Annotated in this window: 25 protein-coding genes and 1 tRNA gene; 14 read left to right on the forward strand and 12 right to left on the reverse strand. The window is 63.4% G+C overall.

Going from position 1 to position 26,428, the window contains the following annotated elements:
- The first annotated feature begins 187 nt into the window (after window positions 1-187).
- From EB233_RS28520 to EB233_RS28530, 3 genes are all read left to right on the forward strand, one after another.
- Window positions 188-1,387, forward strand: coding sequence for a type 1 periplasmic-binding domain-containing protein (locus EB233_RS28520; protein ID WP_064991285.1), 1,200 nt, complete (start codon window positions 188-190; stop codon window positions 1,385-1,387).
- 84 nt (window positions 1,388-1,471) lie between these two features.
- Window positions 1,472-2,122, forward strand: a complete 651-nt coding sequence (locus EB233_RS28525) for a thermonuclease family protein (RefSeq protein ID WP_244277780.1) — start codon at window positions 1,472-1,474, stop codon at window positions 2,120-2,122.
- Window positions 2,123-2,374: 252 nt separating this feature from the next.
- Window positions 2,375-3,127 carry a GGDEF domain-containing protein gene (locus tag EB233_RS28530; protein WP_244277779.1) on the forward strand — a complete coding sequence of 251 codons (753 nt, stop codon included), beginning with the start codon at window positions 2,375-2,377 and terminating at the stop codon, window positions 3,125-3,127.
- Window positions 3,128-3,174: 47 nt separating this feature from the next.
- Here EB233_RS28530 and EB233_RS28535 read toward each other — a convergent pair.
- A tRNA-Thr gene (locus EB233_RS28535) sits at window positions 3,175-3,249 on the reverse strand.
- A gap of 161 nt (window positions 3,250-3,410) precedes the next feature.
- Between EB233_RS28535 and EB233_RS28540 the strand changes: the two genes are divergently transcribed.
- The 9 genes from EB233_RS28540 (at window position 3,411) to yacG (ending at window position 9,071) form a co-directional block, all read left to right on the forward strand.
- Window positions 3,411-3,587, forward strand: a complete 177-nt coding sequence (locus EB233_RS28540) for a hypothetical protein (RefSeq protein ID WP_081294253.1) — start codon at window positions 3,411-3,413, stop codon at window positions 3,585-3,587.
- Between the two features lie 126 nt (window positions 3,588-3,713).
- Complete coding sequence (gene murA / locus EB233_RS28545; protein ID WP_064991284.1) at window positions 3,714-5,006, forward strand: UDP-N-acetylglucosamine 1-carboxyvinyltransferase; 1,293 nt, start codon at window positions 3,714-3,716, stop codon at window positions 5,004-5,006.
- Window positions 5,007-5,176: 170 nt separating this feature from the next.
- Window positions 5,177-5,611 (forward strand): DUF2948 family protein, encoded by a 435-nt coding sequence (locus tag EB233_RS28550; protein WP_027056261.1) that lies wholly within the window; start codon window positions 5,177-5,179, stop codon window positions 5,609-5,611.
- 7 nt (window positions 5,612-5,618) lie between these two features.
- Window positions 5,619-6,911: a histidinol dehydrogenase gene (gene hisD, locus EB233_RS28555; RefSeq protein WP_064991283.1), complete on the forward strand. Its 1,293-nt coding sequence runs from the start codon at window positions 5,619-5,621 to the stop codon at window positions 6,909-6,911.
- 6 nt (window positions 6,912-6,917) lie between these two features.
- Window positions 6,918-7,400, forward strand: coding sequence for a UPF0262 family protein (locus EB233_RS28560; RefSeq protein ID WP_064991282.1), 483 nt, complete (start codon window positions 6,918-6,920; stop codon window positions 7,398-7,400).
- 47 nt (window positions 7,401-7,447) lie between these two features.
- A complete protein-coding gene (locus tag EB233_RS28565; protein ID WP_064991281.1) occupies window positions 7,448-7,858 on the forward strand; it encodes an arsenate-mycothiol transferase ArsC in 411 nt (136 codons plus the stop codon).
- A gap of 150 nt (window positions 7,859-8,008) precedes the next feature.
- Window positions 8,009-8,227 (forward strand): translation initiation factor IF-1, encoded by a 219-nt coding sequence (gene infA, locus EB233_RS28570; protein ID WP_006200926.1) that lies wholly within the window; start codon window positions 8,009-8,011, stop codon window positions 8,225-8,227.
- 23 nt (window positions 8,228-8,250) lie between these two features.
- The gene (locus tag EB233_RS28575; protein WP_064991280.1) at window positions 8,251-8,877 is read left to right on the forward strand and encodes a Maf-like protein; all 627 of its coding nucleotides are present in this window, start codon (window positions 8,251-8,253) and stop codon (window positions 8,875-8,877) included.
- Window positions 8,874-9,071 carry a DNA gyrase inhibitor YacG gene (gene yacG / locus EB233_RS28580; protein WP_064991377.1) on the forward strand — a complete coding sequence of 66 codons (198 nt, stop codon included), beginning with the start codon at window positions 8,874-8,876 and terminating at the stop codon, window positions 9,069-9,071. Before EB233_RS28575 ends, yacG begins: the two co-directional genes overlap by 4 nt.
- Window positions 9,072-9,087: 16 nt before the next feature.
- Here yacG and melA (EB233_RS28585) read toward each other — a convergent pair whose 3' ends face one another.
- From melA (EB233_RS28585) to melA (EB233_RS28610), 6 genes are all read right to left on the reverse strand, one after another.
- A complete protein-coding gene (gene melA / locus EB233_RS28585) occupies window positions 9,088-10,458 on the reverse strand; it encodes an alpha-glucosidase/alpha-galactosidase (protein ID WP_064991375.1) in 1,371 nt (456 codons plus the stop codon).
- 19 nt (window positions 10,459-10,477) lie between these two features.
- Window positions 10,478-12,148, reverse strand: coding sequence for an ABC transporter ATP-binding protein (locus EB233_RS28590; protein ID WP_064991376.1), 1,671 nt, complete (start codon window positions 12,146-12,148; stop codon window positions 10,478-10,480).
- A gap of 10 nt (window positions 12,149-12,158) precedes the next feature.
- Window positions 12,159-13,298, reverse strand: coding sequence for an ABC transporter permease (locus tag EB233_RS28595; RefSeq protein ID WP_064991279.1), 1,140 nt, complete (start codon window positions 13,296-13,298; stop codon window positions 12,159-12,161).
- Complete coding sequence (locus tag EB233_RS28600; protein WP_027056270.1) at window positions 13,299-14,306, reverse strand: ABC transporter permease; 1,008 nt, start codon at window positions 14,304-14,306, stop codon at window positions 13,299-13,301.
- 117 nt (window positions 14,307-14,423) lie between these two features.
- The gene (locus tag EB233_RS28605) at window positions 14,424-16,448 is read right to left on the reverse strand and encodes an ABC transporter substrate-binding protein (protein WP_425487722.1); all 2,025 of its coding nucleotides are present in this window, start codon (window positions 16,446-16,448) and stop codon (window positions 14,424-14,426) included.
- A gap of 174 nt (window positions 16,449-16,622) precedes the next feature.
- A complete protein-coding gene (gene melA, locus EB233_RS28610) occupies window positions 16,623-18,089 on the reverse strand; it encodes an alpha-glucosidase/alpha-galactosidase (protein ID WP_064991277.1) in 1,467 nt (488 codons plus the stop codon).
- A 212-nt stretch (window positions 18,090-18,301) separates the two neighbouring features.
- Here melA (EB233_RS28610) and EB233_RS28615 point away from each other — a divergent pair, with 212 nt between their 5' ends.
- The gene (locus EB233_RS28615) at window positions 18,302-19,210 is read left to right on the forward strand and encodes an AraC family transcriptional regulator (RefSeq protein ID WP_064991276.1); all 909 of its coding nucleotides are present in this window, start codon (window positions 18,302-18,304) and stop codon (window positions 19,208-19,210) included.
- 27 nt (window positions 19,211-19,237) lie between these two features.
- Here the strand turns inward: EB233_RS28615 and EB233_RS28620 are convergent, their stop codons facing one another.
- The 5 genes from EB233_RS28620 to EB233_RS28640 all read right to left on the reverse strand — a co-directional run bounded on the left by EB233_RS28620 (window position 19,238) and on the right by EB233_RS28640 (window position 25,445).
- A complete protein-coding gene (locus tag EB233_RS28620; protein ID WP_064991275.1) occupies window positions 19,238-21,265 on the reverse strand; it encodes an aldo/keto reductase in 2,028 nt (675 codons plus the stop codon).
- Window positions 21,266-21,300: 35 nt separating this feature from the next.
- On the reverse strand, window positions 21,301-22,380 hold the full coding sequence (locus tag EB233_RS28625; protein ID WP_064991274.1) for an ABC transporter ATP-binding protein: 1,080 nt from the start codon (window positions 22,378-22,380) through the stop codon (window positions 21,301-21,303).
- An 8-nt stretch (window positions 22,381-22,388) separates the two neighbouring features.
- Window positions 22,389-23,225: a carbohydrate ABC transporter permease gene (locus tag EB233_RS28630; RefSeq protein WP_064991273.1), complete on the reverse strand. Its 837-nt coding sequence runs from the start codon at window positions 23,223-23,225 to the stop codon at window positions 22,389-22,391.
- The gene (locus EB233_RS28635) at window positions 23,222-24,082 is read right to left on the reverse strand and encodes a carbohydrate ABC transporter permease (protein ID WP_064991272.1); all 861 of its coding nucleotides are present in this window, start codon (window positions 24,080-24,082) and stop codon (window positions 23,222-23,224) included. Before EB233_RS28635 ends, EB233_RS28630 begins: the two co-directional genes overlap by 4 nt.
- Before the next feature lie 88 nt (window positions 24,083-24,170).
- Entirely contained in the window at window positions 24,171-25,445 is a 1,275-nt protein-coding gene (locus tag EB233_RS28640) for an ABC transporter substrate-binding protein (protein ID WP_064991271.1), read from the reverse strand.
- A 104-nt stretch (window positions 25,446-25,549) separates the two neighbouring features.
- Here EB233_RS28640 and EB233_RS28645 point away from each other — a divergent pair, with 104 nt between their 5' ends.
- The gene (locus EB233_RS28645; RefSeq protein ID WP_027056279.1) at window positions 25,550-26,422 is read left to right on the forward strand and encodes a helix-turn-helix domain-containing protein; all 873 of its coding nucleotides are present in this window, start codon (window positions 25,550-25,552) and stop codon (window positions 26,420-26,422) included.
- Window positions 26,423-26,428 lie beyond the last annotated feature (6 nt).

Raw genomic sequence — 26,428 nt, forward strand, 5'->3', positions numbered from 1 at the left:
TTGAAGGCGATCACCGCAACGGTCGCCTTGGTCTGTTTGCAACCCCTTGGGAAGCCAGACGGATCATAGTGCTGAGAGCCGCTTTCCGGGCGACTAAAGAACCGCAAGACGGCACGGCAAGTCCGCCGTAACATGGATTGAGGACCAGACCGGGTCATACCCGGCGGCAGACAGGGTGGGGACGATCATGGAAGCAGGCCGGCAGGTCCGCAATCCCTGGATTTGGGCACTGGCCCTGGGGCTCGCCATGACAGCGTCGGGTTGCCAGTCGAAAGGCGGCGTTTCGGAAGTGCTCGACCCGGCGACGATCGCAGCGCCCGCGGTCCAGAATGGCGCCTCCGGCTCTAGTCCGGCCCCGGCGACCCAGTCGCTTGGCACCGGCTCGACCAAAGTCACGATGTTGCTGCCCTTGTCCGCCTCGGGGACGTCAGGGGAAACCGGCCGCAAGATGCGCGACGGGGCCAGGCTGGCGATGACCGATATCGGCAATGGATTGCTGACGCTGACGATACAGGACACCAAAGGCGACAGCGCACAGGCCGGAAAACTGGCGGTGCAGGCGATCACGACCGGATCCAAGGTCGTCATCGGTCCGACCGAGCTGCCGGCGGCCCAGCATATTGCCACGCTGTCGGGTTCGAAACGGCCACCGGTTCTGGCGCTTGCCGACAATTTCGCGGGTGGCGCCGGGGTTTACGCGGTGCGCCTCAGCGAAGCCGACAGCGCTGCGGCGGGTGCGGCGGGACTCGCCGCGAAAGGCCGCAAGAAGTTCGTATTGCTGGTCGCGGAAGGCTCGAACGCCAGCGTCGTGGAGAAGCGGGTAGCGAACGGCCTCAGCATCTATGGCGCGACGCTGGCGGTCACTCTGCCCTATTCGGCCGGCGACGGTGGCGCGAAAGCGATCGATCAGATGGGCTCAATCGTGGACGCTCCCGACGCGGTCATCGTTGCCAGCGGCGACGGCAGCCCAGCGGCTGTCCTTGCCGCCCTCAAATCAAAGGGCATTCCAGGAAAGGCGGTTTCGGTGGTCGGAACGGACCGCTGGCTGGAGCACCCCATGGATCCGCTGTTCGAGGGTGCCTACATCGCCACGCTCGATCCCGGTGAAACCGGACCGATCGCCGACCGCTTCAGGACGACATACAACTACCCGGCTGACGTCGATGTGGCCTATGCCTATGATATGGTCGCCCTGACAGCGGGGATTGCCAGCGCGGTCGGACCCGATGGCTTCAGCAAGCAGGTCCTCGAAAACCCGAACGGCTTTCGCGGATCGACAGGTTTGTTCCGCTTTCGCGCTGACGGTTCCAGCCAAAGATCGATGCCATTCTATCGGATAGAAAAGGGTGCGCTCAAACTGGTTGCCAAATCGACGTCGGGTTTCTGACCGGCTGCTGGCGGAACGTTGCTCGAACGCAGCACTCGCCTGATGGGCTGGCATGCCCGCCTTGCAATCGGAAGCCTCGAGCTCATGGTCGGAATTGTCCTGATCATGTGGGCCGGAGCCTTGCCTACTCTTGATCGGCCGGTCCCCGCGCCATCCCTGGAAACTGCCGGCAAGCCGGCGAAACAGGCAGATGCGGCCATTCGTAACAGGCAATTGCAGGAACCGGCACGGCGGATCGCCGAGAGCCTGATCGCCCCACCGCCGGTCGACCTGTCGGAAATCGAGCGGATCGAAGCGCGGCCGCCGCTCGGAGACCTGGGACTAGCGGTCCGTCCCAGGACACCGATGCCGAAGGACTGGCGCGAAACCCGGCTCTACAGTCCGATCGCAACATCGTCGGCGACGTTCGAATCGATGGGGTGGAAGGTGACCATCAGCGGGGCTCAGGACATCGACGTCGACCAGACCTGTTCGTTTCGCGACGAGACCTGGCCCTGCGGCCAGCGGGCCCGCGCGGCCTTCAATGCCTGGCTGCGGGGCCGCGCGCTCAACTGTTTTCTGCCGCCGGAAACCGAGCGTTTCGCCATCGCCGCACCGTGCCGGCTGGGCAAGCAGGATGTCGGCGCCTGGCTTGTCGCCAATGGCTGGGCGATGGCGCTGCCGGGCGGCATCTACGGCAAGGCGGAAGCAGTTGCCAGGGATGCCGGGATGGGTGTCTTCGGGCCGCCGCGATAGAGGAGGCCGGGAAGTCCCGGTCGCCGCAGTCGCAGACGACAGGGACAGATCGGCCGCGTCAGGCACCGATTGTTCAGCAATCCCCGACGTTTCACCTGGCCGTCAATGCGCTGTGTTTCCCGGCAAACTGGCTTCGTCCGGAGCCTGGTGAAGACCCATTTGGCCTTTTTTCATCAAATTGTACGGTTCGGCGAAACCGAAATTACGGTAGCCAGGCCTTATATACCAGCCGACCTGACGGGAGATTTGCCAATGACGAAACCGATGGCGACCGCCACTGCCGAGCCCTGGAAGCACGTTGCATGGCTGGCATTCCTGGGAACCGCCGGGAGCCTCGGCCTTTCCCTTGGCCTCAACTACCTGCTCTTGTTCAGCGATGCGCTGACGCCGTTTGGCCGCAGCATGGTCACCGCCGGGCTGCTGCCGGTGATCATCGGTCTGCCGCTGTTCGCGCTGATCGGCTGGAACCGGGTCGAAATCCGCCGCTACCAGCAGGAACTCAACAGGTCCGGGACCTATGATGGGCTGACGGGCTGCCTGAACGGGCCGGTTTTCACGTCGATGGTCGAACGGCGGGCGGCCAGGCGATCGGGGCCAGGACCACGCTCGGGCGCCTTCCTGATCATTCATCCCGAACACCTTCGGTCCATCAACATGCGCTTTGGCCTCGAATGGGGCGACGAGGCCTTGCGGCTCATCGTCTCGACCATTCAATCATCGGTGCGCGAGGAGGATCTGATCGGACGCATCGGCGCTTCGATGTTCGGGGTCTTCCTTGCTGGCGCGACCGAAGCAGAGGCCGAGGAAATCGGCGAGCGTATCCGGAGGCGTGTCGCGCAAGTCTATTTCGCGCCCAAGGGAACCGAGGATGTCCTCGCCATCAAGGTTGGCGGCGTGATGCTGGAGAACGAGATGGAGTTCTCGGACATGTTCCGGTCCGCCGAACAGCACCTGTCCGACGCGCAGGATGAAGCCGGCTTCGAACTGGCGCATCTCAACAGTTGACATTAGCCGGCGCACCAGAGCAGGCAATTGAAAGAACTGGGGAAATCTGGTGCTGCGAGAGAGGATTGAACTCTCGACCTCTCCCTTACCAAGGGAGTGCTCTACCACTGAGCTACCGCAGCCGCCGATGGCGGGGCTTCTGCCATATCGAACCGGCAAGCGCAAGGCCAAGAACAACGCTTCTGTGAAAGCCTTTGCCGGATAGCTTTCAATGACATGGCAGCGCCACAATGTTGGCTATTCCTGAATGGGGTATCGGCTATGAGCCAGCCGGGGCGGAACGATGGGCGACAAGGCAAATCCAGCGAAAAAAGGCGGCACGGACCGCAAGGACCGCCTCGCCGAGCAGTTGCGCGCCAATCTGCAGAAACGCAAGGCGCAGTCTCGCTCGCGCCGTATCGGCGAGGCCGACCAGCGGCCGGATGGGCTCGCTTCGGCAAAGGAAATGCAGAAAGATTAACTCAAATCGGCCACTCTTGGCTCGGGGTGGGCGAAATCCTATTTCTTGAACCAGAGTGGCCAATGGTCTAGACGGGCCGATACTCAAACGATTGAACCGGCTTTTTTGGCCGAGAGGGACTTTTCCATGGATCGCATCAGAATTGTCGGCGGCAACAAGCTTGCCGGAAGCATTCCGATCTCGGGCGCGAAAAACGCGGCCCTGCCACTGATGATCGCCTCGCTTTTGACCGACGACACGCTGACGCTCGAAAACGTGCCGCATCTGGCCGATGTCGAGCAGCTGATCCGGATCCTCGGCAATCACGGCGTCGATTACTCGGTCAATGGCCGCCGCGAAAAGCAGAATGAAGGCTATTCGCGCACCATCAACTTCTCCGCCCGCAACATCGTCGACACGACGGCGCCTTACGAACTGGTGTCGAAGATGCGGGCATCGTTCTGGGTGATCGGGCCGCTGCTGGCCCGCATGGGCGAGGCCAAGGTGTCGCTGCCCGGCGGCTGCGCCATCGGCACGCGCCCGGTCGACCTGTTCCTCGAAGGCCTGCAGGCGCTCGGCGCCGATCTCGACGTCGACACCGGCTATGTCATCGCCAAGACCAAGAATGGCCGCCTGATCGGCAACCGCTATGTGTTCCCCAAGGTCTCGGTCGGCGCCACCCATGTGCTGATGATGGCGGCTTCGCTGGCCAAGGGCGAGACGGTGCTGGAAAACGCCGCCTGCGAGCCCGAAATCGTCAACCTCGCCGAATGCCTCAACGCCATGGGGGCCAGGATTTCCGGCGCCGGCAGCCCGACCATCACCATCGACGGCGTCGAATCGCTGTCGGGGGCGCGCGTGCGCGTCATCCCCGACCGCATCGAGACCGGCACCTATGCCATGGCCGTCGCCATGACCGGCGGCGACGTCGTGCTCGAGGGCGCGCGGCCGGAGCTGCTGCAGACAGCGCTGGACGTGATTTCGCAGACTGGCGCGGAGATCACGCAGACCAATTCCGGCATTCGCGTCAAGCGCAACGGCGCCGGCATTTCGCCGGTCGACGTGACGACGGCGCCCTTCCCGGCCTTCCCTACCGATCTGCAGGCGCAGTTCATGGGCCTGATGACCATGGCCAAGGGCAAGTCGCGCATCACCGAGACGATCTTCGAGAACCGCTTCATGCACGTCCAGGAACTGGCCCGGCTCGGCGCCCACATCACGCTTTCGGGCCAGACGGCGATCGTCGACGGCGTGGCGAAGCTGAAAGGTGCGCCGGTCATGGCCACCGATCTTCGCGCTTCGGTGTCGCTGGTCATCGCCGGCCTTGCTGCCGAGGGCGAGACCACGGTCAACCGCGTCTACCATCTCGACCGCGGCTTCGAGCGGCTGGAGGAAAAGCTGTCCAACTGTGGCGCGGTGATCGAGCGGATTTCCGCCTGACGATCGGACGGCGGCAACCTCGAAGGAGAGTGCTCCGTACTGCCTGATCGCCCCTGCCAATATCCAAACTCGAGGCAATTGCCTCGGGCTGAAGTCGTGTCGCGGTTGCACCCGCCGGAAAGACCGCATAACAGAAGGCCCAAGAGTCAACCTTCAGGTGCGAAATCCGCATGGCAGCCCTCAAGCTCATCGCGCTCGACGATCAGGATCTGAGCATCGTTTCGGCCCATGTCCAGGACGCCGTGCTGAAAGTCAGTGACATGGAATTCCTGCCCGCGGCCAAGCGCTTCGTGCTGACCATGAACCGTTTCGTCTGGGAGGCGAAGTCGGGCCTGTTTCGCCAGCACAATGAGCGGCGGCAGGCCGTGCTGCATTTCGACCGGGTGCTGGGCGCCAAGACCAACGGCATCGCCCGCGACAAGCCGGCCGAGGTGCTGTCACTGCTGGCCATCAGCTTCATCGAGATCAGCAAGCCCGCTGGCATCGTCGAGCTGATCTTTTCGGGCGGCGGCACCATCATGCTCGATGTCGAGTGCATCGAGGCTCGCCTCGCCGACATCGGCGGCGCGTGGGAAGCCACGTCACGCCCCGTCCACAAGGCTTGAGCGACCGATGGCCATCACGCTCCGCCAGTCCGACGCCGATTTCGAGCAGCGCTTCGCCGCCTTCCTGACGACCAAGCGGGAAGTATCCGCCGATGTCGAGGCCGCGGTGCGCGAAATCATCGCGCGGGTACGCGCCGAGGGCGATGCGGCGCTGCTCGATTATTCCAGCCGATTCGATCGCGCCGACTTGAAGAGCGTCGGCATTGCCGTCTCGAAGGCCGAAATCGCCCGCGCCTATGACGGCGCCGATGCGCAGACAATCAAGGCGCTCGAATTCGCGCGCGACCGCATTCGCGCCTATCACGAGCAGCAGCTTCCGAAGGACAATCGCTATACCGATGCCGCCGGGGTGGAGCTCGGCTGGCGCTGGACGGCGATCGAGGCCGTCGGCCTCTACGTGCCGGGCGGCACCGCGAGCTATCCGAGCTCGGTGCTGATGAATGCCATACCGGCCAAGGTTGCCGGCGTCGACCGCATCGCCATCTGCGTGCCCGCCACCGGCGGCGCCATACCGCCGCTGGTGCTGGTGGCCGCCGATATTGCAGGCGTCAGCGAAATCTATCGCGTCGGCGGCGCCCAGGCGATCGCTGCCCTCGCCTATGGCACCGAAACGATAAAGCCGGTGGCCAAGGTGGTCGGCCCCGGCAATGCGTATGTCGCGGCGGCCAAGCGCCAGGTGTTCGGCACGGTCGGCATCGACATGATCGCCGGCCCTTCGGAAGTGCTCGTGGTGGCCGACGGCAACAACAATCCGGACTGGATCGCGGCCGACCTGCTCGCCCAGGCCGAACACGACGTGTCGGCGCAATCGATCCTGATCACCGACGATCCGGCCCTCGGCAAAGCGGTCGAACAGGCGGTCGAACGCCAGTTGCGGAGCCTGCCGCGCGGCGAGACGGCGGCGGCGAGCTGGCGCGATTTCGGCGCGGTGATCGAGGTCGCGACCATCGAGGCCGCGCTGCCGCTGGTCGACCGCATCGCGGCCGAACATGTCGAGCTGGCCATCGACGATGCCGAAGGCTTCCTGGCGCGGATGCGCAATGCCGGCGCCGTCTTTCTCGGCCGCCACACGCCGGAGGCCATCGGCGACTATGTCGGCGGCTCCAACCACGTGCTGCCGACCGCGCGCTCGGCGCGCTTCTCGTCTGGCCTGTCGGTGCTCGACTTCGTCAAGCGCACCTCGGTGCTGAAACTCGGGCCGGAGCAATTGCGCCTGCTGGCGCCGCCGGCGATCACGCTTGCCAAGGCGGAAGGCCTCGACGCGCATGGCCGCTCCGTCGCCATACGGCTGAACATGTAGGCTGCGATGACGGGCTCCGGTCATAGCGCAAAGCTGATCGATGTCGAACTCGATGAATCGATCGGCCGTTCGACGCCCGATGTCGAGCATGAGCGGGCGGTGGCCATCTTCGACCTGATCGAGGAGAACAGTTTCCAGCCCGTCAACGACAGCGGCGCCGGTCCCTACCGGCTGAAACTGTCCCTGGCCGAGCAGCGCCTGGTCTTCGCCGTGGCGCGCGAGGATGGCACCGCGGTAGTCACTCACATCCTGTCGCTGACGCCGCTCCGGCGCATCGTCAAGGATTACTACATGATCTGCGAAAGCTATTACGACGCCATCCGGTCCTCGACGCCGAGCCATATCGAGGCGATCGACATGGGTCGGCGCGGTTTGCACAATGAAGGTTCGCAGACGTTGATGGACCGGCTCGCCGGCAAGATCGAAATCGACTTCGACACGGCGCGACGGCTGTTCACGCTGGTCTGCGTGCTGCACTGGCGGGGCTAGCCCTGGTACCCGGCGCCCTGCCCCGCTCGATCCTGTTCCTGTGCGGCATGAATGCCGTGCGCTCGCCGATGGCCGAGCAACTGGCGCGACGGATGTTGCCCGCCACCATTTTCGTCGCCTCGGCCGGCGTGCGCGCCGGCGAGCGTGACCCGTTCGTCGACGCGGTGCTGGCCGAGGATGGCCTGACTCTGGGCGAACGCCATCCCAGGACGCTGGACGACCTCGAGGACGGCTATTTCGACCTGATCGTCACGCTGGCGCCGGAGGCGCACCATGCCGCGCTGGAGCTCACCCGCTCGCTCGCCGTCGAGGTCGAATACTGGCCGACACAGGACCCTACCGGTGCCGGCGGCACGCGCGAGCAGATCATGGCGGCCTACCGCGACGTGCGCGAGCGGCTGAAGTTGCGCATAAGCCGACGTTTTCTGCCTTCAGACGCAAAAAACGCAACGGATTAAGCGTGTTCACAAGCGCACGATTATCATATAGGTTCCGCCGAAATTCCGGCTAGAGTCGGATGATTTCAGGTCTGTTCGACCTGGTATCTGAATCCGCCTCTAGATCAAACAAATAGAGCGCCGGAACTGCCATCCAAGCAAAGGTATCGAATGCCGAAGGAAGAAGTCCTCGAGTTTCCGGGTGTCGTGACGGAATTGTTGCCCAACGCGATGTTCCGGGTAAAGCTCGAAAACGAACACGAAATCATCGCCCATACGGCCGGCCGCATGCGCAAGAACCGCATCCGCGTGCTGACCGGCGACAAGGTTCTGGTTGAGATGACGCCATACGACCTGACCAAGGGCCGCATCACCTACCGCTTCAAGTAAGATCAAGGCCCGACTGGTTCGCGATGAGCATTTTGCAGAAGCTGGTGCTTGCCTCGGGTTCGCCGCGCCGCATCGAACTCTTGCAGCAGGCCGGCATCGAGCCGGACCGGATCCTGCCAGCCGATATCGACGAAACGCCGCTGCGTGCCGAGCATCCACGTTCGCTGGCCAAGCGGCTGTCGAAGGAAAAGGCCGAGAAGGCGTTCGCGTCGCTGAAGGCAGAGACGGAGCATGCGCCAAGCTTCGTGCTGGCCGCCGACACGGTGGTCGCGGTCGGCCGGCGCATCCTGCCCAAGGCCGAAACGCTCGATGATGCCGCCAACTGCCTCGGGCTGTTGTCCGGCCGTTCGCACCGTGTCTATTCCGGCATCTGCCTGATCACCCCGGGCGGCAAGCTGCGCCAGCGGCTGGTCGAGACGCGGGTGCGTTTCAAGCGGCTGCCCCGCGAGGAGATCGACGCCTATGTCGCCTCGGGTGAATGGCGCGGCAAGGCCGGCGGTTACGCCGTCCAGGGCCTCGCCGGCGCCTTCGTCGTCAAGTTGGTCGGCTCCTACACCAACATCGTCGGCCTGCCGCTCTATGAGACGGTAGCGCTGCTATCGGGCGAAGGTTTCAAGACCCATCAAAATTGGTCGTCGGCGCGGCCATGAGCCTCGACGACAAGGTCACGCCGCTGCGGCCCAAGCGCCCTTGCCCCGAATGCGGCAAGCCCTCGGCGCGCGAAACCTATCCATTCTGCTCGACGCGCTGCAAGGACATCGACCTCAACCGCTGGCTGAAGGGCGCCTATGTCATCAAGGCCCGCGACGACGAGGAAGAGCCCGACGCCGACGAGCCGAAATGAGGCAGAAGCCGCTGGATCAGGCGGCTTCCGTCTTGCGCTTCACGCGTGCCCAGGCCGGCAGCCAGTCGCCGTGAGCGGCGAGCAGATCATCGACCAGTGACCAGATCTGGTCGAGATCGAGTTCGGCCGCCGTGTGTGGGTCCATCATCGCCGCGTGGTAGATATGCTCGCGGTTCTCGCTCATCAGCGCCCGCACCGTCAGTTCCTGGACGTTGATGTTGGTGCGCATCAGTGCCGTCAGTTGCGGCGGCAGGTCGCCGATATAGGTCGGCTGGATGCCGGAGGCATCGACCAGGCACGGCACCTCGGCGGCGCAATCGCGGGGCAGCGAGGTGATGCAGCCATTGTTGCGGACATTGCCGTAGATCACCGACGGCTCGCCGGTCCAGACCGAGTTCATGATCGAGGAGGCATACTCCCTGGACTCCTCGACCTCGATGCGCTGGGCCGAGCTATAGGCCTGCGCCTGGTCTTTCCAGCGCTCGATCTGTTCGATGCAGCGCTTGGGATATTCATCGAGGGGGATGCCGTATTTCTCGATCAAATCGGGGCGGCCGTCCTTGATGAAATAGGGCGTGTATTCGGCGAAATGCTCCGAGCTCTCAGTGACGAAATAGCCGAGCCGGGTCAGCATCTCGTAACGCACCTTGTTGGGGCAGCGCGGGTTCCAGCCGGGCTTTGGCGCGCGGCCTTCACGGTAGGCGCGCACGAGATCCGGATAGAGGTCGCGATAGGATCCGTCCGGCTGGCGATGCTCGAACCTCAGATAGAAGGCCATGTGGTTGATGCCGGCCGAGCGGTAGCGGATCTCGTCATAGGGAAGGTCGAGATCATGCGCCAGTTCCATCGCCGTGCCTTGCACCGAATGGCAGAGGCCGACCTGCCGGATGTCAGGGTATTTCTCCGCTATCGCCCAGGTGTTGATCGCCATCGGGTTGACGTATTGCAACATGATCGCCTCGGGGCAGACGGCGAGCATATCCTCGCAGATCTTCCATAGATGCGGCACGGTCCTGAGGCCCCGCATGATGCCGCCGACGCCGAGCGTGTCGGCGATGGTCTGGCGTAGGCCATATTTCTTCGGCACCTCGAAGTCGGTGACGGTACAGGGCTCGTAGCCACCGATCTGGAAGGCGACGACGACGAAATCGGCGCCCGTCAACGCCTTGCGCTGGTCAGAATAAGTTTCGGCCTTCGCCTTCACGCCAAGCGTGGCGATCAGCTTGTTGACGACGACGGCGCTCTCTTCCAGCCGCTGCGGATTGATGTCCATCAGCGCGATCGTCGCGCCCGAAAGTGCCGGCCGCTGCAGCACGTCGCCGACGATGTTCTTCATGAACACCGTCGAGCCGGCGCCGATAAAAGTGATCCTGGGATTTCTTGCCATGCTGGTCTCCGGCATATGTTCAGGCCACATCGAAGGCGGCTCTGACGAGCCGTTCGGTGTAGGCGGTCTTGGGATTGGTGAGGACCTCGTCGACAGGTCCCTGCTCGACGATCTTGCCGTGCTGCATGACGATGACGCGGTGGCACAGCGCACGCACCACCTTGAGGTCATGCGAGATGAAGAGGTAGCTCAGGCCGCGCTCGTCCTGCAGCTTGCGCAACAGATCGATGATCTGCGCCTGAACGGAAAGGTCCAGCGCCGATGTCGGCTCGTCGAGCAGGATGAATTCGGGCTCGAGCGCGATGGCGCGGGCAATCGCGACGCGCTGCCGCTGGCCGCCCGAGAATTCGTGCGGGAAGCGCGACAGGATATCGCCCGGCATGCCGGCGCTGATCAGCGCCTCGCGCACCCGATCGACCCGCTCGGCCCGCGTCGCGCCGATGCCGTTGACGATCAGACCCTCCTCGATGATCTGGCCGATCGTCATGCGCGGATTGAGCGAGGAGAATGGATCCTGGAAGACGATCTGCATGCGCGCACGCAGCGGCCGCATCTCGGCTCGCGTGAGACCGTGGATTGGCTGGCCGTCGAAGCGGATTTCGCCGCGCTTGGCGTCGGTCAGCCGCAGCAGCGCCTGGCCGAAGGTGGTCTTGCCGGAGCCCGATTCGCCGACCAGGCCCAGTGTTTCGTGGCGGCAGAGCTTCAGGCCGAGGTCGTCGACGGCGACCAGTTCGCGCCAGTCCGGTTTCAGGAACGTACCGTGGCGCAGCATGAAGCAGACGCGCACGCCATTCGCTTCGAGGATGGTGGCGCTTGCCTCCGGCAGTGGCTGCGGCCGCCCGCGCGGTTCGGAGGCGAGCAGGCGCTGCGTGTAAGGGTGCCGCGGCTCGGCGAACAGTCGCTCGGTGACGTTGTGCTCGCGCATCTCGCCATGCTGCATGACATAAACATAGTCGGAGAATTTGCGCACCACGGTGAGGTCGTGGGTGATCAGGATGACCGCCATCCTGAGCTCTTTCTGCAGGTTGCGGATCAGATTCAGGATCTGTGCCTGGACGGTGACGTCGAGCGCCGTGGTCGGCTCGTCGGCGATCAGCACGTCGGGATCGTTTGCCAAGGCCATGGCGATCATGACGCGCTGGCGCTGGCCGCCGGAGAGCTGGTGAGGATATTGCTTCAGCCGCGCTTCCGGTTCGGGAATCTGGACATGCCGCAGGAGCTCGAGCGCGCGGGCCCAGGCTTGCCTGCGGCCCACCTTGCGGTGCACCCTGATCGCCTCGACGATCTGGCTGCCGACCGTGTAGATCGGGTTGAGCGAGCTCATCGGCTCCTGGAAGATCATCGAGATGCGGTTACCGCGCAGCTTGCGCCGCGCGCTCTCGGGGAATTTCAGGATGTCTTGCCCGCAATAGTCGACACTCGACCGCGGCGATACGGTCGCCCGCCGTGACAACAGCCCCATGACCGTGCGCGCCGTCACTGATTTGCCGGAACCGGATTCGCCGACGATGGCGATCGTCTCGCCGCGATAGAGCTGGAACGAGACGTCCTTGACCGCCTCGACGGTGCCGTGTTCGACCTTGAAGGCGACCTCGATGTTGCGCGCGTCGATGATGGGTTGATCGTGGCGCCCGTTATGGTCGAGACGGAAGGCCGGTGCGAAGGGTTCCGCGAACGTGATCGTCGTCATCCCGGCCACCTCAATAAGGATCGACGGCATCGCGCAGGCCGTCGCCCAGCGCGTTGAAGGCAAAGACGGTGATCAGCACGAAGCCGACCGGCGACAGGATCCAGGGATAAGTGCCGATGACGGAATAGGTCGCTGTGTCCTGCAGCATCAGCCCCCAGGAGATCAGCGGCGGTTTAACCGCGAAGCCGAGAAACCCGAGGAAGGATTCGAGCAGCACCACCGTCGGGATCGCCAGCGTCACGGCGACGATCACATGGCTCATCACATTAGGGAAGATGTGCTGCAGGATGATGCGCCGGTCGGTGGCGCCGACCGCCATGGCGGCGCGCACATATTCGATGCGCGCCAGCGCCAGCGTCTTGCCGCGCACTTCGCGCGACATCTGCGCCCAGCCCAGCGCCGACATGACGATGATGACGAAAGCGAGGAAGACGTTGGTCGGCGCGGTGACCGGGATCAGCGTCGTCAGCGCCAGATAGAGCGGCAGTTGCGGGAAGGCGAGCACCAGTTCGACGAAGCGCTGCATCCAGACATCGAACCGGCCGCCGAAATAGCCGGAAACCATGCCGACGGTGGTGCCGATGACAGTGATGATGAAGACCACCGTCAGCGCGATCATCAAGGAGACGCGCGAGCCGAAAATGGCGCGCGACAGCACATCACGGCCGAACTTGTCGGTGCCGAGGAAATGCACCGGCTGGCCGTCCATCGAGGCGAAGAAATGCCGGTCCGCCGGGATCAGCCCGAAGAGCTTGTAGGGCGCGCCCTCGACGAAAAAGCCGAGCAGCCTTGGATGGTCGTAATCGGGACCGACGATGGGCTGGAAGGTCACCGGATCGAGGTCGGTCGAATCGGCCAGCGCGTAGACCCTCGGCCGTGCGACGAGATTGCCGTCCTTGTCGTGGAAGGAGGGCAGTTGCGGCGGCGCGAAGCCGACATCGGTCGCCTTCGGGTCCATCGGCGCCAGGAACTCGGCGAACACGGCCATCACCAGCAGCAGCACGACCAGCCAAAGCCCGGCCATGCCGGTCCAGGAGCGTTTCAGCCGGCGCCAGACGAGCGCGATGTAGCTCTCATTGCCGCGCGCCGGTTTGGCGACGATAGACCCTTCGGCCGGCGGTGGTGGAGGGGATGGATCGCGGGCCAGCATCTAGCTTTCTCCATACTGGCGGATGCGCGGATCGAGCAGGACGAGCAGCATGTCGGCGATGATGTTGCCGACGATCAGCGTCGCCGACAGCACCATCATGAAGGTGGCGGTGACATAGACGTCGCCGACCGCCATCGAGCCGACGATCGCTGGGCCGACGGTGGGCAGCGCGAAAATGATCGCCGTCTCGATCTCGCCGGTCAGCATATAGGGCAGCACAACGCCCTGATACATGACCAGCGGATGCAGCGCATTGGGTACGGCGTGGCGCATGACGACGGCGCTGCCGGTCAGGCCCTTGGCCCTCGCCGTCTCGACATATTGCGCGTTGAGCGTGTCCAGCAGATTGCCGCGCATGACGCGCATGTTGTAGGCGAGGCCGCCGAAGGTGGCGATGGCGACCACCGGCCAGACATGCTTGACCAGGTCGACGAACTTCGCCCACGACCACGGTGCGCCGCCATATTGCGGCGAGAAGAACGAGCCGATCTCCGAGACGTTGAACTGGAAGACCAAGAGATAGACGATGATCAGCGCCATCAGGAAGCGCGGCACCGTCATGCCAAGGAAGGAGATGGCCGACAAGGTCGTGTCGATCCAGGTGTATTGCCTTGTCGCCGCCCATATGCCGAAGGTGATGCCGAGCACCGAGGCGAGCAGATGGCAGACCAGCGCCAAGAGCAGCGTGCGCGGCAGGCGCTCGCCGACCACATCGGCCACCGGCTTGTTGTAGTAGAGGCTGTAGCCGAAATCGCCGCGTGTGACGATGCCACCGATCCAGTTGAGATACTGGACGGGCAGCGGCTTATCGAGGCCGTGTTCGACGCGGTAGGCCTGCGCCTGCGCATCGGCCTCGGCGAAAGAGGCGCCGCCCTGGTTGATCAGCTGCGAGCGGATGTAGTCGGCATAATCGCCAGGCGGTGCCTGGATGATGGCAAAGGTGACGAGGCTCAGTATGGCGAGGACCGGTATTGCCGACGCTATGCGCATGAGCAGAAATCGCAGCATGGACGGTCCGCTTCCTCATCTTGCCGGACGCTCCCATCGAGGATCGTTCGGAGGGTTGGTCTTTCCCGGCCGCGCCAGCGGCGCGGCCGGGTCTGTCTTGGTCAGGGGAGGTAAACCTTACATCGGACCCTTGTCACCCGGTTTGCCGGGAAGCTGCTCTGGGAAAAGCTCATACTTGGCTTGCTTGTCCGCTTTGACGAAGACGCGTTCGCGGATGATCGAATCCTCTGCCCAATTGAACATGAAGATCGGCGTGCCCTGCGGAATGTTGGAGAAGCGCTTGTTGACGATCAGCGCGCCGGGATATTCCGTCAGGCCGACATTGTAGACATGTTCCGTCGAGATCTTCTGGAACTCCCGCATCAGGCTGGCGCGCTCGTCATTGTCCGCGGACGCGACAAACTTGTTGACGAGGGTGACGAGGTCTTTTTCGAATGGCATCAGGTCGACCTCGCCGCTTTCCGGCGCGCGATGGTTCCAGCTGGTTTTCGGGCCGACCGGCGCAAGCTGCTCGGTGTTCTGCACGACGGAGGTCAGTTCCTGGTCGTTGCGCCGGATCAGCCAGTCGAAACGCCCGGAATATTGCGAGGCATCGCGCTGCGTACCGTTGAGGCCGTTGAGCACGACCCTGATCCCAAGCTTCTCCATCTGCGCGACGACGCCTTCGGCCAGGCTCTTGTCCGTTCCGTAGTCGTTGTTGACCAGCATCACGATCTCGACGTTCTTGCCACCGGCAGTGCCGGCGGGGAAGTTCACGAAACCGTCGCCGTCGGTATCCTTGAGGCCGGCCTTGGCGAGTTCGGCCTTGGCCCCCGCGAGATCGAAGGGATAGTACACGGTCGACTTGCGGTCATAGAAGCTGGTACCCGAGGAGAAGCCGCCGGGGTAGATGGCGGTGAACGGGCCCTTGACCAGAGAGTCGCCGAGCGCCTTGCGGTCGAGCGCCATGGTGATGGCCTTGCGGAAATCCTCGTTGCGGTTCAGCACGCGGACCGCCTGGCCACGCTCGTCCGGGTTGCCCCAGCCATTGGCGGAATAGTTCAGGCGCAGATTGTAGCCGATGAGCCGCGGTCCGAAGGCGAGCCGTGCCGGCGCGTTCGCTTCAGCGGCGCGCTTCAGCGAGGCAACGAAGTTTTCCGGCTGCTCCAGATTGGAGAAGTCGCCCGAGCCGGCAACCGCCTGGACGTCGCGATCGGCCCATGTCGACAGCTTGTACTGCAACTCGTTGAGGTAGGGCAGTTGGTTGCCCTTCTCGTCGACCTTCCAATAGTAGGGATTGCGGCGCATGACGATGATGTCGTCCGGCCGGTATTCCACCGGCACCCAGGCGCCCATGACCGGCATGTTCATATATTCCGGCGGGAAGGCGTTCTTGAACTGGTCGTAGGTGTTTTTCGAATATTTCGGGTGCTGCGGCTTCAAAATGTGCGCGGGGCCGGGGCAGAACGTGCCGTAGGCCATGGCGTAGAGGTACTGTTTCGGAAAGGCGTCCTTGAAGGTCCACTCGACGGTGTAGTCGTCGATCTTCTTCAGCGTCGTGCCAACGCCGAAGGTTTCCGGCGTCGCGCCGTTGAGCGGCGAAACGTTCGGGTCGACGACCTCGTCATCCCAGTAGAACATGACATCGTCGGCGTTGAAGGCGACACCGTCAGACCATTTGGCGCCTTCGATCAGATGCATGGTCAGCTTGTGGCCGTCCTTCGACCAGTCCCAGCTTTTGGCGAGGTTCGGCAGCGGCTCCGTGTCCTTGGCCTCGACCTGGAACAGCGGCGCCGTGCGCGTCAGGCATTCGGAAAGGCCGATGTCGATGCCGCCCCAGCCTTGCGTCTGGCCGGCGCCATAGTTCCAGCCCTCCGGCCGTCCACCAATGACATGGCGCATCGTATCGCCATAGACGCCAATGCCATCGGGCATATTGGCTGTCTTGAAGACCATAGGCTCCTTCGGCAGCCGATCCTTGACGGGCGGCAGCTTGCCGGTCTTGACGTATTTCTCGGTCACCCAATCCGGCTCGTGATATTCCGGCAGCGCCTTGAACTCCAGGATGGAGTCGCGCGCCACGTATTTGATCTTGCCCTCGGCCGGAAATGTCGCCGGGGTCGGCGGGACGGTCGGTTCGGAAGCGTATGCGTTCAGTGCCATGACCGAGACGCCCAGCGCCAGTCCGGCAAAAATGCCAAGTCTGCCTAAAGTCCTCACTGTCTCTCTCCCTCTTGATTATTCCGGAGCGTTTGCAGTTGCTCCGCTTCTCCTCGAATTCAAAGGCTCCGCAGCGGTGGATCCGCCTCCCGTGGGTCCACCGTCGCCGTATGAGGTTCAGCCGGCCTGTTTCAGCGCGGCCTTTTCGGCACGCAATTCCTCGATCGAGCGCACGTTTCGCCGCGCGGCACCGGCCCATTCGCGGGTCTTGACCGCGGATTTCGACAGCCGCTCCTTGGCAGCCGGAACCGCATGCGCGTATTGCGGCAGCCAGGCGGCTTGAGCGACGACCATCTCATCGACCATCTGCCAGACCTCCTCCGGTGTCGACACCGCGCCGACCAGCGGGTCGTGCAGGACGGCGAGCTTCAAGAGATCGATGTCGCCCGATATCGCAGCATGGACCGACATGCGCTGGACATTGATCGAGGCCATGCAGGTGGCGGCACAAGCCTCCGGCAGGGTGATACCGGCAGCCATGTTGATGCCGAAGCGATCGACGAAACCGGGCGACTCGATGATGGCATCCTGCGGCAGATTGGTGATCACGCCATCGTTCCTGACGTTGAAGTGCCCGCGATAGACGCGATTGGTCTCCAGCGCCTCCAATATGTGACTTGCATGCTCGTTGGAGCGTTTTGCGGGATCGATCGGCTTCGACGCCGCTTCGAGGAATTGCGGATACTCCGTCTCGAACCAGTTGCGGGTTTCGGTCGAGTAGCGGAGATAGCCGCCGGTCTCGCCATGGATCCAGTCCGACATGTCGATCCAGCGCGTGATCTCGTCGGGCCGCTTGCGGTACCAGGGCAGATATTCGGACAGATGGCCATTGCTCTCGGTCGAATAGACGCCGAAGCGCTTCAAGACATCGATGCGCAGCTTTTCCTGCCGCGAATAGACCGGATGCGCCTCGAAGGCGGCTACCAGCTCGTCCTTGCCGATCTTGCGGCCATTCAGCCGCAAATCGATGAACCAGGTCTGGTGGTTGATGCCGGAACAGACATAGTCGAGCTCGTGCCTCGACTTCGCGCCCAGCACCTCGGCGATCTGCTCGGCGCCATGCTGGACACCGTGGCAGAGGCCGACCGTGTCGACCTTGCCGTATTCGATCGCCGCCCAGGTGTTCATCGCCATCGGGTTGGCATAGTTGAGGAATTTGGCGCCGGTCGCGGCGACTTCGCGGATATCCCTGCAGAAGTCGAGAATGACTGGGATGTTGCGCTGGCCATAGAGAATGCCGCCGGCGCAGATCGTGTCGCCGACGCACTGGTCGATGCCATATTTCAACGGAATGCGGATATCGTCGGCATAGGCTTCGAGGCCGCCGACCCTGACGCAGCTGATGACATAGCGCGCGCCTTCGAGCACCTTGCGGCGATCGGTGGTCGCCGTCACCCTGGTCGGCAATCCGTTCGCCTCGACGATCCTGTCGAGGATCGCCTTGATCATGCCGAGATTGTGCTCGCTGACGTCGGTCAGCGCGAATTCGATATCGCGGAATTCGGGTACGCACAGAATGTCGGTGAACAGTTTCTTGGTGAATCCGACACTGCCGGCGCCGATAATAGCGATTTTGAAACTCATCACCTTCACCTCGATCCGATCGAATGCTAGGCAAGGAGCAACAAGGGAGGATATGGCCACATGCCGAGGCATGCGTGCCATTCAAGCCGGAATCCGGCTGTTCTCCTCCCGCCCCGCTCCTCGACCGCGGGTTCTTCGCGTTCTTGAAGACCCGATTATGCGCTTATTCGCGGACACGGCCAGAGAAGGATTATGCTTTCGAGGGTAATTTTGTGCTGCATGATTTGATCGCCAACGGACAGTCGATGCGCACGATCTCGCTGCCGCGCGGCCGCCAGCGCCTGCACGCCATGCCGACCAGCACGGGCTATGAAGTGCGCGAGGAAGAGATCTACGACTGGGATGGGCGCAAACGCGGCCAGACGCCCTTCACCGTGCTCCAGCATACGATCAGCGGCACCGGTCGGCTGCGCTACGAGAACCGTGATTACCGGCTGCAGAAGAACGACACGCTGCTGGTGCTGGTACCACACAACCATCGCTACTGGCTGGCCAGGGACGAGCGCTGGGAATATTTCTGGATCTCGATGAACGGCGAGGAGGCGCTGCGCATCCACAAGTCGATCCTGAGCGTCTCCGGTCCGGTGTTCCGGCTGCAGCCGGCGACGATCGATCACCTTGCCGATTGCAGCCTGCGTCTGGTCAAGGGGGCGGCGTCGCCGGGTGCCGCGTCAGCCATCGCCTACGAGGCGGCGATGGCGCTCTATGACGATGTCTTCGGCTCCCATGCCTTTGCCGAAAAACTGAGCGCCATGCAGCCGGTCATCGACCATATCAACGCCAATCTGGACAAACCGCTGCCGGTGGCGGAGCTGGTCCGGATCAGCGGCCTCAGCCGAGCCCATTTTTCGCGCTGCTTCGCCGAGAGCGAAGGCCTGCCGCCGGCCGAGTTCGTGCTGCAGCAGCGCCTGCAGCGCGCGGCGAAGCTGTTGACCAAGGCAGACTTCCTGCCGGTGAAGGAAGTCGCCATCCTGTGCGGCTTCGAGGATGCCAACTATTTTTCGAAGGTCTTCCGCCGCCTCTACGGCACGACGCCGAGCCAATTCCGCACCACCGGCATGTATGCCAATCTGCGGACCCCGGCCAGGCGCGGGGTCAGGCTGTCGGACGACGCGAGCTGACGCCGCCCTTTGATCCTTGTTCAGGTATCAGGCCGCGTGCAGGCTGCCGCCGTCCAGCCACTCGAGTTCCGCCGGCGAAAGCGCGATGTCCAGCGCCTGCAGGCTATCGTCCAGTTCGCCCAGCGTGCGCGGCCCGATCAGCGGCACCGATGGGAAAGGCTGCGCCAGCACATAGGCAAGCGCGACATGGATCGGGCTCCTGCCGAGTTTGCGGGCAAGCTCGATCGCGCGGTCGCGGCGGCCGAAATTCTTTTCCGAATACCAGACCCGCACCAATTCCTCGCTGTTGCGCCGGTCGCGCCCGGCGCGCTCGGTGAAGAAACCGCGGCCCTGGCTCGACCAGGCGAAATTCGGCATCTGCCTCGATGTCAGCCAGGCCTTCCAGTCGTCGGTAGACGAGGTGACGCAACCCGCCCAGATCGGCTCCAGCATTTCGGCCAGCGAAAAATTGTTGGAGAGCGCGCCGGGCTTCTGCTTGCCGGTCCGTTCAGCATAGGCAATCGCCTCGTCCATGCGTTGCATCGTCCAGTTCGAGCCGCCGAACGGGCCGCGGATGCGACCGGCCTTGACTTCGCGATCCATGGCATCGACGAACTCGCCGACCGGCACGTCCGGATTATCGCGATGCATGAAATAGATGTCGACGTGGTCGGTCTGCAGGCGGTCGAGCGACTGGGCGAGCTGCTTGCCGATCACGTCGGGATAGCAGAGCGGCGAATGCGCACCCTTGGCGATGATCGCCGACTGTTCGCGCACGCCGCGGTTCTTCAGCCATTCGCCGAGCAGCTTTTCGGTATAGCCCGCACCATAGACAAAACCGGTGTCGAAGAGATTGCCGCCGGCTTCGAAGAACGCATCGAGCAGGATAGAACCAGAGGAGAACGTGCGGAAGTCCTCGAAGCCGAGCGCCACCACCGACGCCGGTTTCGCCAGGCCGGGAATGGCGCGCTTGCCGATCGCCGTTCCGCCGGACCGCAGCGGCCGGCCGGAAATGGTGTTGATGCGCAAAGGGGCCTTTTCGATCTCGTATTCCAGCCCGACGGCGGCGCGCCATCTGTCGAGCACGCGCAAGGTGCCGAGGCTATCGGCCCAGCCCATGCCCGGCCAGGCGAATTCCTGCCGCCCGGCGCGGATCGCCTCGCCGGCGCCGTCGACCTCGAAGGAATAGACATGGCGCTTTTCGTCGACGCTGATCGTCTCGCTGGAGCCGTCAGCGCCGATCACGTCGATCCGGCCGAGGCCGACATCGCGATTTCCCCCGGCGAACCAGAAGTCGGGAACCTCGATGCGGCCCTTGGTGCCAAGGATGCGCAGCACATTGTCCTGGTTGAGCGAGATGCTGCAGGAGACCTCGGCGACGATGCCACTGGGGAAATGCAGCAGCGCCGAGGCCCATTCGTCGACGCCGGACTGGCCGAGATGGGCGGTGCCAACCACCTTGTCGGGCTCGGCAAAGGGGAGGCCTGCCGCCGCCCCGGCAATCAGCCGCGCCACAGAGACGGTATAACCGCCGACATCCAGGATACCGCCCCCGGCGGAATCGTTAGCGTAGAGCCGGTGCTGCGGCATGAAGCGCGGCATGGCAAAGCCGAAGCTCGACTTGATCATCCTGATCTCGCCGATGATATCAGACTTGATCAGTTCCACCAGCTTCAACGTCTGCGGATGCAGCCGGTACATGAAGGCTTCGCCGAGAAAGGTGCCGGCCTTGCGTGCGGCATGGATCATGGCGTCGGCCTCGAAGGCGGTCAGCGCCAGCGGCTTTTCGCACAGCACATGCTTGCCCGCTTCCGCCGCCCTTATCGCCCATTGCGCATGGCCGGGATGCGGTATCGAGATGTAGACGGCATCGATGTCGGGATCGGCAAGCAGCGCTTGGTAGCCATCGACGATGCGGGCGCCGGGAAAGGCCTCGGCGAGGCCGGGCTTGCCAGGATTGCGCGCGCCGATGGCGACCAGTTTTCCGGTGCGCGAAGCGGCCACGCCGCCGGCGAAGACCTGGGCAATGCTGCCCGGGCCGAGAATGCCCCAGCGAATGGGCGTGGTTGCGGTCATTGTCATTCTCCTTGAAAGCTTGGAAGGGCGGCCGGTCAGCGCAGCCGCAGCCCTTTTTCGTCGAACAGGTAGGATTTGCGGATGGAAACGGTGATCTCGGAGGTGGTGGGAACCTTCGCCGCGTCGCGCTGGATCACCACGTCTTCGCCATTCTTCGTCCGGGCGTAGAGAAAACTCGTGCCGCCGAGATGCTCGATCACGTCGATGGCCACGACGAGGTCGGTGTCGCCTTCGCCGGCGCCGCCGAAATGCTCGGGCCGCACGCCGACGATGACCTTGCTTCCCACTTCCGGCGTGACATCGGTGAGCGGCTGCACGATACGGGCGTTGTCCTGGCCCGCCAGTTCGACCACCACACCACGCGCATCCTGCCCGACAATATGAGCCTTTATGAAGTTCATCTTCGGCGAGCCGACAAAACCGGCCACGAACAGATTATCGGGATTGTCGTAGAGATCGAGCGGCCGGCCGATCTGCTCGATATGACCGGCGCGCAGCACGACGATCCGGTCGGCGAGCGTCATCGCCTCGGTCTGGTCGTGCGTGACGTAGATCATCGTGGCGCCCAGTTCCTTGTGCAGGCGCGAGATTTCAACCCGCATCTGGACGCGCAGTTCGGCGTCGAGGTTGGAGAGCGGCTCGTCGAACAGGAACACCTGCGGCTCGCGCACGATGGCGCGGCCGATGGCGACGCGCTGGCGCTGGCCGCCGGAGAGTTTTTTCGGACGCCGCTCCATCAATTCGCTGATGCGCAGGATCTCGGCCGCGCGCTTGACCCGCCGGTCGGTGTCGGCCTTGGGATTGCCGGTCATGCGCAGGCCGAACGAGAGATTCTGCTCGACGCTCATATGCGGATAGAGTGCATAGGACTGGAACACCATGGCGATGCCGCGTTCGGCCGGCTCGACATCGTTGACCAACTTGCCGCCGATGGCGATGTCGCCGCCGCTGATGTCTTCGAGCCCAGCGATCATCCGAAGTAGCGTGGACTTGCCGCAACCGGACGGTCCGACGAAGACGACGAATTCGCCGTCCTTGATGTCCATGCTGGCGCCATGGACGACTGTGAAGGCGCCGAAGCGCTTGACGACATTGCTCAGCGTAACGGTTGCCATGCTGCCTCTTACTTGACTGCCCCGGCGGCGATGCCGGCGATGAAATGACGCTGCAGGAGCACGAAGACGATGAGCATCGGCACGGTCAGCATCACGGCGCCTGCCATGATGCCGCCCCACGACACTTTGGTGAGGCCGATCAGCGTGCCGAGCGCCACCGGCGCCGTCATCGAGCCCGGCTGGCTGTTGATCAAAAGCGGCCAGAGGTAATTGTTCCAGGAAGCCAGGAACAGGATGATCGCGAGCGCCGCCAGCATCGGACGCGCCAGCGGCAGCGCAACGAAGACGAAAATGCGCCACTCCTTCACGCCTTCGACGCGGGCGGCATCGAACAGATCGTCCGGCATCATCGAGAAGCTTTGCCGCATGAACAGCACGCCGAGCGAATTGAACAGCGGCGGCACGATCAGCGCCACCCAGGTGTTGGCGAGCTGGAAGTCGCGCGCCACCATGATGAATTGCGGGATCAACACCACCGCATAGGGCAGCGTGATGGTGCCGAAGATGATGGCGACGACCACGCCTTTGCCGAAGAACTGGTACCGGGCCAGCGCCCAGCCGGCCATCGATGTCAGCAGCACCGACAGGAAGGTGTAGGTCACCGCCACGGAGACGGAGATGCCGATGGCGCCGACGAAGTTGGTGTCGCGCTGCAGATTGTTGAAATTGTCGACGAAATTGCCGTGCGGCAAAAGCTCGATGCCGGGGCTGAAGATGCCATTGTCGGGCATGGTCGAGAAGACCACCATCATCCACAGCGGAAACAGCCAGATCAGTGCCAGCGGCGTCAGGAAGAGATGCAGCGCGATGCTGCGCCTGAGGCGGGCGGAGGAGAGCGAGCTCATTGCTTTTCCCTCGTCAGCCACAATTGTAGCAGCGTGATCGCGATCGCCAGCCCCGCCATGGTGTAGGCGACGGCCGAGGCGTAGCCGAAATTGAGCGACCGGAACCCCTGGCGATAGAGCAGCAGGCCGAGCGTCTCGGTGCCGCCACCCGGCCCGCCGCGCTCGGTGATCAGGAAGGGCTCGGTGAACAGCTGCATGGTGCCGATGATCGACAATACCAGGCAGAACACGATGACCGGCTTCAACAGCGGCAAGGTGATGTAGACGAATTGCTTGAGCTTGCTGACGCGGTCGAGCGTCGCCGCCTCGTAGACATCCTCGGGGATGGATTGCATGCCCGCCAGAAGGATGATGGCGTTGTAGCCGGCCCAGCGCCAGGTGACCGCGATCATGATCAGCGCCATGGCCGGCGTGACGTTGGAGAACCAGTCGATCTTGGGCAGCCCGATACTGTTCAACAGCTTGTTGACGATGCCGAAATCGAGGCTGAACATCAGCCGGAACACCGCCGAATAGGCAACCTCGCCCACCACGACCGGGGCGAAGAAGGCGAAGCGGTAAAGCCCCCTCGCCTTCAACAGCGGCGAATTCAGAAGCACCGCCATCACCATGGCCAGCGCGATCATTACGGGAACCTGGATGACGAGGATAAGCAGCGTGTTCTTCAGCGCGTTGAAGAAGGCCGGATCGCCGATCAGACGGCCCCAGTTGAAGCCGGGCGCGAAGCGCCAGGGCACGGTGCGGGTCGCCTGGAACGAGATGATGAACGAGGAGATGATCGGCCACACCCAGAAGATCGCGAAGATCAAGAGATAGGGCGTGAGGAAGCGATAGGCCGTGGCGTTGCGGTTGCGCATCTTCCCCCTCCTTCATGTGAGGTGTTTTCAGACAGGCCCACAGGCGGATCCGGGCGGCATGGCGCCGCCCGGATCCGGTCCTGGGAGGTCAGGACTTGACCGGCAGTCCGGTTGCTGCGGCGATCTGCTTGGCCGCGTCGTCGAGTGCCGCCTTGGCGTCGGGATAGCCGCCGGCGAGGTACTTGGTCTGCACCGCGCGCACTACGATCTCGGCATCGCTCTGGAACTGGGTGCCGCGGCTGGGAACGACCTTGGGCAAGGTGGCCAGGATATCCTTCCACACCGCCTGGCCGCCCCAATAGGGCAGGCCTTGCGAGACATAGGGATCATCCAGCGCCGAGATCAGCGACGGCACCAGGCCGAAATCCTTCAGCATGGTGATCTGGCCCTCATTGGTCTCCAGCGTGTATTTCAGGTACTCGTAGGCCGCTTCCTTGTTCTTCGAGGCCGAGGTGATGGCGAGCGAGGAGCCGCCGAGATTGGCGGCGCGCGGGCCGTCGGCGGTGAGGCTCGGCATCAGATAGACCCCCCACTTGCCGCTTTCACCGGCCGAATTGGTGCGGATAGTGCCTTCATACCAGCCGCCAAAGATTTGGGTGGCGACGGTGCCGGCCGTGTTGTTGGTGATCTTGGTGCCCCAGTCGGCGGACGACACGATGCCGGCGTCTTTCATGTCCTTGATCTTTTTCAGGGTGTCGACGCATTTCGGCTGGTTGACCGTGATCGACTGGCCGTCCTCGGCGAAATAGGCGCAACCCTGCTCGTTGGAGATCATGCGGAAGAATTCGGTGTCGCCATTGAAATCGGCGTTGGTCATCGAGACGCCCGGATTGGCAGCCTGGATTTTCTTGCCGGCGGCGATGAAATCGTCCCAGGTCTTGATCGATGCCGGATCGACACCGGCCTTCTCGTAGAAGTCGCGGCGATAGAAAGCGGCGACCGGACCGGAATCCCAGGGCATCGCATAGGCCTTGTCGCCGACCTCGAGTTCGGTGCGCTTGAAGTCGGGGAATTTCTTCTGGTCTTCCGCCGTGTAGCCCAGCGTGTGCAGGTCGACGAAGCAGTCGGGGAACTGGCTCCAGTAGTTCTCGGCCTCGCCGTTCTCGATCGAAAGGATGTCGGGAAGGCCGACGCCGCCGGCGGCGCATCCGGCGATCGACTTGTCGTAGGTCGGCTGGTTGCCGAGATCCTGGACCGTGATCTTGATGTCGGGATGCAGCTTGTTGAAGCCGGCAACCGTCGCCTTCAGCGACGAAGCGGCAACATCCCAGCTCCAGATCGTCAGTTCGCCGGACTGCGCAAATGCCGGGGCGGCGGAGCCCAGGGCAAGCGCGAGCGCGGCGCATGTCAGTGTGATGCGCATTGAAATCCTCCCATTTCATTTGCTCTCTCTGCGAGCCCGGCTAGACTAGGCAGCGCGGAAGGCTTGTCGCCGACAAAGGGAAGACGGAATTGGCGGAAAGTAAGATGCCGGATCGGCCATTTTACCAGCCAGGCGCCAGCAGCGTGGAAGGGCTGCCGTTGCTCCTGCAGATGTTTCACACCGCTCCGCTGGTAATGCTCAAGCCGCATTGGCATGCCCAGGTCGAGGTGAATTTCATCGTGCGCGGCAACGTGCACTACCGCATGAACGAGCACGAGATTTCGCTTTCGGCCGGCGAGATGTGCTTCTTCTGGGGCGGCCTGCCACACCAGATGGACGATCTAAGCGACGATGCCATCTATGCCGGCGCGCATCTGCCACTGGTGCATTTCTTCCGGCTGCATCTGCCGGCGGATGTGCGCCACCGGCTGATGACCGGCGCGACGCTGGTGACCAGCGCCACCGATCAGTCCGACAACGACAATTTCGCCCGCTGGAACCGCTATGCCCGCTCGGGCGATCCGGCCAAGGCCGAGCACGCCGTCAACGAACTTCTGCTGCGGTTGGAGCGGGTGCGGTTCGAGCCTTACCGGCTGGTGCCCGAGACGACGGCCGGACAAGAAGCCGGCAGCGCGTTCGACCAGCAATCGTCGCGCAATGTCGGGCGCATGTGCGATTTCATCGCCGAGAATTTCCTCTACGATATCGATTGCGTGAACATCGCGGCGGCGGCCGACATCCACCCCAAATACGCCATGAGCCTGTTCAAGAAATCGACCGGCATGACGCTCAACGAGTATGTCAACCTGTTGCGGCTGAGCTACGCGCAGGCGCTTCTGATGCACCAGGACGCCAATGTGCTGCGCGTCGCCATGGACTCAGGCTTCGGCTCGCTCAGCGCCTTCAACAAATCCTTCCGCAAGCTGGCCGGCATGACACCGTCCGATTTTCGCAAGGGCCTGGCGGGTGCCAGGTAGGCCAGG

The organism is Mesorhizobium erdmanii, from assembly GCF_013170725.1.
Lineage (GTDB): Bacteria > Pseudomonadota > Alphaproteobacteria > Rhizobiales > Rhizobiaceae > Mesorhizobium > Mesorhizobium erdmanii.